Here is an 11,451-nt window from a genome sequence, read left to right as displayed (position 1 = left end):
CAGGCGCTGCCCTACATGGACCGCCTGGACTACGTGTCCATGATGTGCAACGAGCACGCCTACGTCATGGCCATCGAGAAGCTGCTGGGCGTCGAAGCCCCGCTGCGCGCGCAGTACATCCGCGTGATGTTCGACGAGATCACCCGTCTGCTGAATCACCTGATGTCGCTGGGTTCGCACGCGCTGGACGTGGGCGCCATGGCGGTGTTCCTGTACGCCTTCCGCGAGCGCGAAGACCTGATGGACTGCTACGAGGCGGTTTCGGGCGCGCGCATGCACGCGGCCTACTACCGCCCGGGCGGCGTCTACCGCGACCTGCCGGACTCGATGCCGCAATACGGCGCCACCAGCAAGTACCGCGGCGACAAGGAGCTGCGCGCCATGAACGACGCGCGCTCGGGTTCGCTGCTGGACTTCATCGAAGACTTCACCAACCGCTTCCCGGGCTGCGTGGACGAATACGAAACGCTGCTGACCGACAACCGGATCTGGAAGCAGCGCCTGGTCGGCATCGGCGTGGTCGAGCCCGAGCGCGCGAAGGCGCTGGGTTTCACCGGCCCGATGCTGCGCGGCTCCGGCGTGGCCTGGGATCTGCGCAAGACGCAGCCCTACGAAGTCTACGACCTGCTCGATTTCGACATCCCCGTCGGTGTCAACGGCGATTGCTATGACCGCTACCTGGTCCGCGTCGCCGAAATGCGTGAAAGCAACCGCATCATCCGCCAGTGCGTGGAGTGGCTGCGCAACAACCCGGGCCCGGTCATGATCGAGAACCACAAGATCGCCCCGCCCAAGCGCACCGCCATGAAGACCAACATGGAAGAGCTGATCCATCACTTCAAGCTCTTCACCGAAGGTTTCCACGTGCCCCCGGGCGAAGCGTACGCCTCGGTCGAGCATCCGAAGGGCGAATTCGGCATCTATCTGGTGTCCGACGGCGCCAACAAGCCCTACCGCCTGAAGATTCGGGCGCCCGGCTTTGTCCACCTGCAATCGCTGGATGAAATGTCGCGCGGCCACATGATCGCCGACGCCGTCACCATCATTGGCACGCAGGACATCGTTTTCGGCGAGATCGATCGCTGATCCGCCCAGACAGTCACGAGCACGCCCGCATAACCCGGATTCAAACTATGCTGCTTTCCGAACAGGCCTACCAGAAAATCGACCGAGAACTCGCGAAGTTCCCGGCCGACCAGCGGCAGTCCGCCATCATGGCCTCGCTTGCCATCGCGCAAGAAGAGAAGGGCTGGTTGGCTACCGAAATCATCGAAGATGTGGCCAACTACATTGGCGTTCCGCCCATCGCGGTCCAGGAAGTCGCCACGTTCTACAACATGTTCGACGTCAAGCCCGTCGGCAAGAACAAGATCGCCGTCTGCACGAACCTGCCCTGTGCCTTGCGCGACGGCGAACGCGCGGGCGATTACCTCAAGCGCAAACTCGGGGTCGATTACCGCGAGACCACCGCCGACGGCCAGTTCACCCTGGTGGAAGGCGAGTGCATGGGCGCTTGCGGCGATTCGCCCGTGCTGATCGTGAACAACAAGCATATGTGCGTGCGCATGACCGAAGAAAAGCTGGACGCGCTGGTCGCGGCCCTCAAGGCGCAAGGAGAGTCGGCATGAACGCGCCCGACCTGTACAAGCAGTTCGCGCAAGGGCTGGATCCCAACCCGCTGAACGACCTGTCCAATTCGATGTGCCTGCACGGCCGGCACATCCAGCCGCAGATCCTGGCCGACGTCGACGGCGCCAACTGGCGCCTGGCCGACTACGTCAAGCGCGGCGGCTACGAAGCCCTGAAGAAGATCCTGACCACCGGCATGAAGCCGGAGGACGTGATCGCCGAAGTCAAGGCGTCGGGCCTGCGCGGCCGCGGCGGCGCAGGCTTCCCGACCGGCCTGAAGTGGAGCTTCATGCCGCGCGCCTTCCCCGGCCAGAAGTACCTGGTCTGCAACTCCGACGAAGGCGAGCCGGGCACGTTCAAGGACCGCGACATCCTGCGCTTCAATCCGCACATCGTGATTGAAGGCATGGCCATCGCGGCCTACGCCATGGGCATCAGCGCCGGCTACAACTACATCCACGGCGAAATCTTCGAAGTCTACGAGCGCTTCGAGGAAGCGCTGGAAGAGGCGCGCGCCGCCGGCTTCCTGGGCGACAAGATCCTGGGTTCCGACTTCAGCTTCCAGCTGCACGCGTTCCATGGCTATGGCGCGTACATCTGCGGCGAAGAAACCGCGCTGCTGGAATCGCTGGAAGGCAAGAAGGGCCAGCCGCGCTTCAAGCCGCCGTTCCCGGCCAGCTTCGGCCTGTACGGCAAGCCCACCACGATCAACAACACCGAAACGTTCGCGGCGGTGCCGTGGATCATCCGCAACAGCGGCCAGGCCTACCTGGAAGTCGGCAAGCCGAACAACGGCGGCACCAAGCTGTTCTCGATCACCGGCGACGTCGAGCGTCCCGGCAACTACGAGATCCCGCTGGGCACCCCGTTCTCGACCCTGCTGGAACTGGCGGGCGGCATGCGCGGCGGCAAGAAGCTGAAGGCGGTCATCCCCGGCGGCTCCAGCGCCCCGGTCCTGCCCGCCGACATCATGATGGAATGCACGATGGACTATGACTCCATCGCCAAGGCGGGCTCGATGCTGGGCTCGGGCGCGGTGATCGTCATGGACGAGACGCGCTGCATGGTGAAGTCGCTGCTGCGACTGTCGTACTTCTATTTCGAGGAAAGCTGCGGCCAGTGCACGCCGTGCCGCGAAGGCACCGGCTGGCTCTACCGCATGGTGCACCGCATCGAGAACGGCCAGGGCCGTCCGGAAGATCTGGACCTCCTGGACAACGTGGCAGGCAACATCATGGGCCGCACCATCTGCGCCCTGGGTGACGCCGCCGCCATGCCCGTCCGTGGCTTCCTCAAGCATTTTCGCGACGAATTCGCGCACCACATCGAGCACAAGTCTTGTGTGGTCCCGCAATATCTGTAGGTCTCAGGAACAGCAATGGTTGAACTAACCGTCGACGGCAACAAGGTCGAAGTGCCCGAAGGCAGCATGGTCATGCATGCCGCCCAGAAAGTCGGGCTTTACGTGCCGCATTTCTGCTACCACAAGAAACTGTCCATCGCGGCCAACTGCCGCATGTGCCTGGTTGAAGTGGAAAAGGCGCCCAAGGCGCTGCCCGCCTGCGCCACGCCCGTGACCAATGGCATGGTCGTCCACACCTGCTCCGAGAAGGCGCGCGCCGCTCAGAAGTCGGTGATGGAATTCTTGCTCATCAATCACCCGCTCGACTGCCCGATCTGCGATCAGGGCGGCGAGTGCCAGCTGCAGGACCTGGCCGTGGGCTACGGCGGCTCTTCCTCGCGTTACCAGGAAGAAAAGCGCGTGGTCTTCCACAAGGACCTGGGCCCGCTGGTTTCCGCCGAGGAAATGAGCCGCTGCATCCACTGCACCCGCTGCGTGCGCTTCGGCCAGGAAATCGCCGGCGTCATGGAACTGGGCATGCTGGGCCGTGGCGAGCACTCCGAGATCACGACCTTCGTCGGCCGCTCGATCGAGTCCGAGCTGTCGGGCAACATGATCGACATCTGTCCGGTGGGCGCGCTGACCTCCAAGCCCTTCCGCTACAGCGCCCGCACCTGGGAACTGGCCCGCCGCCGTTCGGTCAGCCCGCATGACAGCCTGGGCGCCAACCTGGTGGTCCAGGTCAAGGGCGACCGCGTGATGCGCGTGGTGCCGTTCGAAGACGAAGCCATCAACGAATGCTGGATCAGCGACCGCGACCGCTTCTCGTACGAAGGCCTGAACAGCGAAGACCGCCTGTCCGCCCCGATGATCAAGGGCACCGACGGCAAGTGGCAGGAAGCCTCCTGGGCCGACGCCCTGCAGGCCGTGGCCCAAGGCCTGTCGCGCGTGCGTGACAGCTTCGGCGCCGGCCAGATCGGCGCCCTGGCGTCCGAATACGCCACCACCGAGGAATACGCGCTGCTGGGCCGCCTGGTCCGCGCGCTGGGTTCCGAAAACATCGACTTCCGCCTGCGCCAGACCGATCCGTCCTTCGACGCCGCCCTGGCCGGCGCGCCGTGGCTGGGCATGCCGATCGCCGAACTCGACAACCTGGACCGCGTCCTGGTCGTGGGTTCGTTCCTGCGCAAGGACCATCCGCTGATGGCGCAACGCCTGCGCCAGGCCGCCAAGCGCGGCACGCAGATCCTGATGGTCGACAGCGTCGCGGACGATCCGCTGATGCCCGTGGCCGCCCGCATTACCGTGGCTCCCTCCGAACTGGCGCGCGCGCTGGCCGAAGTGGCCGTCGCGCTGGCCCAGGCCAAGGAACAGGCCGTGCCGGCCGAGTTCGCCTCGGTCGCCCCGGGCGAGAACGCCAAGAAGATCGCGGCCAGCCTGGCTTCCGGCGCCAACACCGCCGTGCTGATGGGCAATCTGGCCGTGGCCAGCGCCCAGGCCTCGACCCTGGCCGCCAACGGCCGCGCCGTGGCCGACCTGGCCGGCGGCAAGTTCGGCTTCCTGACCTCCGGCGGCAACACCGTCGGCGGCTACCTGGCCGGCGCGATCCCGGGCAAGGGCGGCAAGAACGCCGCCGCCATGCTGGCCGAGCCGCTGAAGGCCTACGTGGTTCTTCACGCCGAGCCCCTGCTGGATGCCGACAACGGCCAGCAGGCCATCGCCGCGCTGCGCGGCGCGCAATTCGCCGTAGCCCTGACGCCTTACCGTTCGGCCGCCGCCGAGTGGGCCGACGTCATGCTGCCGGTGTCGCCGTTCACCGAAACCTCGGGCACCTTCGTCAACGCGCAAGGCCTGGCCCAGAGCTTCAAGGGCACGGTTGCGCCGTTCGGCCAGACCCGTCCGGCCTGGAAGGTCCTGCGCGTGCTGGGCAATGTGCTGCACCTGGCGGGCTTCGACGACGAAACCTCCGAGTCCGTGCGCGACGCCGTGCTGGCCGGCGGGGTCGAAAGCCGCCTGTCCAACGACATCAAGGCGCCGCTGGGCCTGGGCCAGGCCGGCAGCGGCCTGGAGCGCGTGGCCGACGTGCCGATCTACCGCAGCGATGCGATGGTCCGCCGTTCGGAGCCGCTGCAAGCGGCCCCGGCCTCGAAGAAGCCGGCTGCCGCCATGAACGGCCGCACGCTCACCAGCCTGGGCCTGACGGCCGGCGTCAAGGTGCGCGTGACGGGCGGGCAGGGCGCCGTCGAGCTCGAAACCGTGCAGGATGACGCCGTGGCCGATCGCGCCGTGCGCATCTCGGCAGCCTTTGAAAACACCGCGGCCCTGGGTGGCGCATTCGGTCAAATCAGCGTGGAGCGTGCCTGATGGAATGGCTTAATGTTCTTGAGAGCCAGGGTACGGCACTGCTGGGCCCGACGGTCTGGATGGTCCTCTGGACCCTCATCAAGATTGTGATCATCGCCGTGCCCATCATCCTGTGCGTGGCCTACCTGACGTACTGGGAACGCAAGATGATCGGCGCCATGCACGTGCGCATGGGTCCGAACCGCGTCGGTTTCAAGGGGCTGCTGCAGCCGTTTGCCGACGTGTTCAAGCTGCTGACCAAGGAAGTCGTGGTCCCCAGCCAGGCCAACAAGGTGCTGTTCATCGTGGCCCCCGTGGTCACGCTGATGCCCGCGCTGGCGGCCTGGGCCGTCGTGCCGTTCGGCCCCGACGTCGTGCTGGCCAACGTCAACGCCGGCCTGCTGTACATCATGGCCATCACGTCCATCGGCGTGTACGGCGTGATCGTCGCCGGCTGGGCGTCCAACTCCAAGTACGCGTTCCTGGGCGCGCTGCGCGCCTCGGCCCAGATGCTGTCGTATGAACTGGCCATCGGCTTCGTGCTGGTGACGGTGCTGCTGGTGTCCGGCAGCCTGAACATGTCCGAGATCGTGCATGTGCAGAACCGCGGCTGGTTCGCCGACAAGGGCCTGACGTTCCTGTCCTGGAACTGGCTGCCGCTCTTGCCGCTGTTCGTGATCTACGTGATCTCGGCCGTCGCCGAAACCAACCGCCACCCGTTCGACGTGGTGGAAGGCGAATCGGAAATCGTGGCCGGCCACATGGTCGAATATTCGGGCATGGCCTTCGCGCTGTTCTTCCTGGGCGAATACGCCAACATGATCCTGCTGTCGTGCATGGCGTCGATCATGTTCCTGGGCGGCTGGGCTTCCCCGATCGATATCGCGCCGCTGACCTGGATTCCGGGTTGGATCTGGCTGGGTCTCAAGACGTTCGTCGTGGTCTCGTTGTTCGTGTGGTTCCGCGCGTCGTTCCCGCGCTACCGCTATGACCAGATCATGCGCTTGGGTTGGAAAATCTTCATCCCGCTGACCGGCGTTTGGCTGGTCGTGGTGGCGATCTGGATGCAGACGCCCTGGAACATTTGGCGCTAAGCCGCCAGGCAGAGGCAGGATATGGAAGCGATCAAGGATTTCTTCGGCAGCCTGATGCTGACCGAATTGCTCAAGGGCATGCGCCTGACGGGCAAGTATTTCTTCAAGCGCAAGGTCACCTTGCGCTACCCCCAGGAAAAGACGCCCGCGTCGGCGCGTTTCCGTGGCCTGCACGCGCTGCGCCGCTACCCCAACGGGGAAGAGCGTTGCATCGCGTGCAAGCTGTGCGAAGCGGTGTGCCCGGCACTGGCGATCACCATCGAGTCGGATCAGCGCGATGACGGCACCCGCCGCACCACGCGTTACGACATCGACCTCACCAAGTGCATTTTCTGCGGCTTCTGTGAGGAAAGCTGCCCGGTGGACTCCATCGTGGAAACGCATATCCACGAATACCACGGCGAAAAGCGCGGCGACCTGTATTTCACCAAAGACATGCTGCTCGCCGTGGGCGACCGCTACGAAGCCGAAATCGCCCGCCGCCGGGCCGAAGACGCTCCCTACCGTTGAGCCCAGGGTTCTGATCCATGACTTTTACCACTGTCCTGTTTTACATACTGGCCGCCGTGCTGGTGATCGCGGCGTTCCGCGTGATCACCGCGCGCAGCCCGGTCACCGCCGTCCTCCACTTGATCCTCGCGTTCGCCAACGCGGCCATGCTGTGGATGCTGCTTGGCGCCGAGTTCCTCGCGCTGCTGCTCGTGCTGGTGTACGTGGGCGCCGTGATGGTGCTCTTCCTCTTCGTGGTCATGATGCTCGACATCCGCATGGATACGCTGCGCCAGGGCATGAAGACCTACCTGCCGCTGGGCCTGGTGATCGGCCTGGTCATGGTGCTGGAGATGGCCTTCGTGCTGGGTTCGACCTGGTACGGCGCGGGCCCGCAGGCTCCGGTCGCCGGTGACTACAACAACGCCCGCGCGCTGGGCGAAGCGATGTACACCCAGTACATCTACGCCATTGAAGTGGGCGCCGCGCTGCTGCTGGTCGGCATGGTCGCCGCCATTGCGCTGACCCTGCGCCGCCGCCGCGACGTCAAGTACAACGACCCCGTCGCCGCCGTGCGCGTGCGTGCCAAGGACCGTTTCCGCCTGGTGAGCATGACCGCCCAGAGCGAGCGCGCCCAGTCGCAGATCGGTGCCTCGTCCGCCGCCGCGCACCAAGGAGAACAAAAATGACGCTGACGCTGGCCCACTACCTGATTCTGGGGGCGATCCTGTTCGCCATCGGGATCTTCGGCATCTTCCTGAACCGCCGCAACCTGATCATTCTCCTGATGTCCATCGAGCTCGTGCTCCTGGCCGTCAACATGAACTTCGTGGCGTTCTCCAGCTGGTTCGGCGACACCGCCGGCCAGGTGTTCGTGTTCTTCATCCTGACCGTGGCCGCCGCCGAAGCGGCGATCGGCCTGGCCATCCTGGTGCTGCTGTTCCGCAACCTGAACACGATCAACGTTGACGAACTCGATCGCCTGAAGGGCTGACGGGGTATTGGAAGAAAATGTCTAGCTCACCCAATCTCTACCTGCTCATCGCGCTGGCGCCGCTGGCCGGAGCAATTCTCGCGGGCCTTTTCGGCACCGGGTTCCTTGGCCGTCCCATCGGCCGCCGCGCCTCGCACGTCATCACCATCCTGGGCGTGCTCATCTCCGCCATCGGTTCGGTGGTGGTGCTGGGCGACGTGCTGAACGGCCTGCGCTTTGACGGCGCGGTCTACACCTGGAGCCTGATCGGCCAGACCAAGCTGGAAATCGGCTTCCTGATCGATCCGCTGTCGGCCATGATGATGGTCGTGGTGACCTCCGTGTCGCTGATGGTGCACATCTACACCATCGGCTACATGGCCGACGATCCCGGCTACCAGCGCTTCTTCTCGTACATCTCGCTGTTCACGTTCTCCATGCTGATGCTGGTGATGTCGAACAACATGGTGCAGCTGTTCTTCGGCTGGGAAGCGGTGGGCCTGGTGTCGTACCTGCTGATCGGCTTCTGGTACACGCGTCCCACGGCGATCTTCGCCAACATGAAGGCGTTCCTGATCAACCGCGTCGGCGACTTCGGTTTCGTGCTGGGCATCGGCCTGCTGTTCGCGTATGCCGGCACCATGAACTACGGCGAAGTCTTCGGCCAGGCCGACAAGCTGGCCGCGCTGACGCTGCCCGGTTCCGACTGGATGCTGCTGACGGTCGCCTGCATCTGCCTGTTCATCGGCGCCATGGGCAAATCGGCCCAGGTTCCGCTGCACGCCTGGCTGCCCGACTCGATGGAAGGCCCGACCCCGATCTCCGCGCTGATCCACGCCGCCACCATGGTGACGGCCGGCATCTTCATGGTCGCGCGTTTCTCGCCGCTGTTCGAACTGTCGGACACCGCGCTGTCGTTCATCATCGTGATCGGCGCCATCGGCGCGCTGTTCCTGGGCATCCTGGGCATCATCCAGAACGACATCAAGCGCGTGGTCGCGTACTCCACGCTGTCGCAGCTGGGCTACATGACCGTCGCGCTCGGCGCCTCGGCCTACTCGGTGGCGATCTTCCACCTGATGACCCACGCTTTCTTCAAGGCGCTGCTGTTCCTGGGCGCGGGCTCGGTCATCATCGGCATGCACCATGACCAGGACATCCGCAACATGGGCGGCCTGCGCAAGTACATGCCCATCACCTGGATCACCTTCCTGCTGGGCACGCTGGCGCTCGTCGGCACGCCGTTCTTCTCGGGCTTCTACTCGAAGGAACACATCATCGAGGCCGCCGGCGCCGCGAACGTCTGGGGCGCGAGCTTCGCGTACTACTCGACCCTGATCGGCGTGTTCGTGACCTCGCTGTACTCGTTCCGTGTGTACTTCCTGGTTTTCCACGGCAAGGAACGCTTCGACACGACCGGCCATGGCCACGGCCATGACGACCACCACCACGCGGCCGACGTCGACCAGGAACCGGATGGCCACGGCCATCACGGCACTCCCCATGAGTCGCCCTGGGTGGTCACGCTGCCGCTGGTGCTGCTGGCGATCCCGTCGGTGCTCATCGGCGCCTGGGTGGTCGACCCGATGCTGTTCGGCAAGTTCTTCGACGGCGTCATCAAGGTCCTGCCGCAGCATCCCGCGATGCACGAGCTGCACGAAGAGTGGCACGGCTGGGTGGCCTTCGGCCTGCACGCCTTCCAGACGGTTCCGTTCTGGCTGGTCGTGGCCGGCGCGGTCATCGCCTGGTACTGCTACCTGATCAACCCCAAGGTTCCGGCCAAGATCCAGTCCAGCCTGTCGGGCATCAACAAGGTGCTCGAGAACAAGTACTACGTGGATTGGGTCAACGAGCAGATCATCGCCCGCGGCATGCGCTGCCTGGGCCGTGGCCTGTGGCAGACCGGTGACCGCGGCATCATCGACGGCCTGCTGATCAACGGCAGCGCCCGTGTGGTGGGCTGGGTGGCAGCGATCAGCCGCCACCTGCAGTCCGGCTTCATCTATCACTACGCGTTCGCGATGATCATCGGCATCATGGCGCTGGTGACTTTCTTTGTGCTGATTCCCCAATGATGGCAAGCGAGATGGCATCCAACACTTTCCCCTGGCTCACGCTTGCGATCTTTGTCCCGATCGTATTCGGCCTGCTGGTGCTGGCGGTGGGCCGTGACGACCGTCCCGGTCTGACCCGCGGCCTGTCGCTGATCGGCGCGATCGCCGGTTTCCTGGTCACGATCCCGCTGTACACGGGTTTCGACTCCTCCACGGCCGCCATGCAGTTCGTGGAGAAGGCCTCCTGGATCGAGGCGTTCAACGTCAATTACCACCTGGGCATCGACGGCATCTCGATGTGGTTCGTGCTCCTGACCGCCTTCATCACGATCATCGTGGTGTTGGCGGGCTGGGAAGTGATCACCAGCCGCGTCGCCCAGTACATGGCCGCGTTCCTGATCCTGTCGGGCCTGATGGTGGGCGTGTTCTGCGCGCTGGACGGCATGCTGTTCTACGTGTTCTTCGAGGCCACGCTGATCCCGATGTACATCATCATCGGCGTCTGGGGCGGCCCGAATCGCGTGTATGCGGCGTTCAAGTTCTTCCTGTACACCCTGATGGGCTCGCTGCTGACGCTGGTCGCGTTCATCTACCTGTGGAACGCGTCGGGCGGTTCGTTCGACATCCTGACCTGGCAGCAGACCAAGCTGGGCTATACGCCGCAGATCCTGATCTTCGTGGCCCTGCTGGCGGCCTTCGCAGTGAAGGTCCCGATGTGGCCGGTGCACACGTGGTTGCCCGACGCCCACGTCGAAGCCCCCACGGGCGGCTCCATCGTCCTGGCCGCGATCATGCTGAAGCTGGGCGCTTATGGTTTCCTGCGCTTCTCGCTGCCGATCGCTCCGGATGCCTCGCACAGTCTTGCCGGCCTGATGATCACGCTGTCGCTGATCGCCGTGATCTACATCGGCCTGGTCGCGATCGTCCAGGACGACATGAAGAAGCTGGTGGCCTATTCGTCGGTTGCCCACATGGGCTTCGTGACGCTGGGCTTCTTCATCTTCAACACGGCCGGCGTCGAAGGCGCCATCGTGCAGATGATCTCCCACGGTTTCGTGTCGGGCGCCATGTTCATGTGTATCGGCGTACTCTATGACCGCATGCACTCGCGCCGCATCGCCGACTACGGCGGCGTGGTCAACGTGATGCCGCGCTTCGCCACGTTCTTCATCCTGTTCTCGATGGCCAACAGCGGCCTGCCGGCCACCAGCGGTTTCGTCGGCGAGTTCATGGTGATCATGGGCGCGGTCGAGCACAACTTCTGGATCGGCCTGCTGGCGGCAACCGCCCTGATCCTGGGGGCTTCGTATTCGCTGTGGATGGTCAAGCGCGTGGTCCTGGGCGACGTCGCCAATGACCACGTCCGCGAGCTGACCGATATCAACCGCCGCGAATTCGTGATTCTTGGCGTGATGGCGATCGCCGTGCTGTACATGGGGATCTATCCCAAGCCCTTTACCGACGTGATGCACGTTTCGGTGGAGGCCCTGCTGCAACACGTTGCCGTCTCGAAACTGTAAGACAAGA

The 11,451-nt window shown here is 64.4% G+C and carries 10 protein-coding genes; all 10 read left to right on the top strand.

Features of this window, described 5'->3' with window-relative positions:
• A partial coding sequence (locus tag ACN6PJ_RS21185) for an NADH-quinone oxidoreductase subunit D (RefSeq protein ID WP_427997775.1) occupies positions 1–1,086 on the top strand: 1,086 nt, incomplete at its 5' end.
• Positions 1,087–1,133: 47 nt separating this feature from the next.
• Positions 1,134–1,628, top strand: coding sequence for an NADH-quinone oxidoreductase subunit NuoE (nuoE, locus tag ACN6PJ_RS21180; protein ID WP_043543414.1), 495 nt, complete (start codon positions 1,134–1,136; stop codon positions 1,626–1,628).
• Positions 1,625–2,992, top strand: a complete 1,368-nt coding sequence (gene nuoF / locus ACN6PJ_RS21175; protein WP_427997774.1) for an NADH-quinone oxidoreductase subunit NuoF — start codon at positions 1,625–1,627, stop codon at positions 2,990–2,992. The genes nuoE and nuoF overlap by 4 nt, the downstream gene beginning before the upstream one ends.
• 15 nt (positions 2,993–3,007) lie before the next feature.
• Positions 3,008–5,335 (top strand): NADH-quinone oxidoreductase subunit NuoG, encoded by a 2,328-nt coding sequence (gene nuoG / locus ACN6PJ_RS21170; protein ID WP_427997773.1) that lies wholly within the window; start codon positions 3,008–3,010, stop codon positions 5,333–5,335.
• On the top strand, positions 5,335–6,408 hold the full coding sequence (gene nuoH / locus ACN6PJ_RS21165; RefSeq protein WP_427997772.1) for an NADH-quinone oxidoreductase subunit NuoH: 1,074 nt from the start codon (positions 5,335–5,337) through the stop codon (positions 6,406–6,408). The genes nuoG and nuoH overlap by 1 nt, the downstream gene beginning before the upstream one ends.
• 21 nt (positions 6,409–6,429) lie before the next feature.
• On the top strand, positions 6,430–6,918 hold the full coding sequence (gene nuoI / locus ACN6PJ_RS21160) for an NADH-quinone oxidoreductase subunit NuoI (protein WP_063642043.1): 489 nt from the start codon (positions 6,430–6,432) through the stop codon (positions 6,916–6,918).
• A gap of 17 nt (positions 6,919–6,935) precedes the next feature.
• A complete protein-coding gene (locus ACN6PJ_RS21155) occupies positions 6,936–7,586 on the top strand; it encodes an NADH-quinone oxidoreductase subunit J (protein WP_427997771.1) in 651 nt (216 codons plus the stop codon).
• On the top strand, positions 7,583–7,891 hold the full coding sequence (nuoK, locus tag ACN6PJ_RS21150; protein ID WP_006217969.1) for an NADH-quinone oxidoreductase subunit NuoK: 309 nt from the start codon (positions 7,583–7,585) through the stop codon (positions 7,889–7,891). The genes ACN6PJ_RS21155 and nuoK overlap by 4 nt, the downstream gene beginning before the upstream one ends.
• A 17-nt stretch (positions 7,892–7,908) precedes the next feature.
• Entirely contained in the window at positions 7,909–9,945 is a 2,037-nt protein-coding gene (nuoL, locus tag ACN6PJ_RS21145) for an NADH-quinone oxidoreductase subunit L (RefSeq protein WP_427997770.1), read from the top strand.
• Complete coding sequence (locus ACN6PJ_RS21140) at positions 9,942–11,444, top strand: NADH-quinone oxidoreductase subunit M (protein ID WP_427997769.1); 1,503 nt, start codon at positions 9,942–9,944, stop codon at positions 11,442–11,444. The genes nuoL and ACN6PJ_RS21140 overlap by 4 nt, the downstream gene beginning before the upstream one ends.
• Positions 11,445–11,451 lie beyond the last annotated feature (7 nt).

This window comes from Achromobacter sp. (genome assembly GCF_050285585.1).
In the GTDB taxonomy this organism is placed as follows: Bacteria; Pseudomonadota; Gammaproteobacteria; order Burkholderiales; family Burkholderiaceae_B; genus Achromobacter.
The sequence above is the reverse complement of the archived record's forward strand: the minus strand, read 5'-3'. Positions and strand labels throughout refer to the sequence as shown.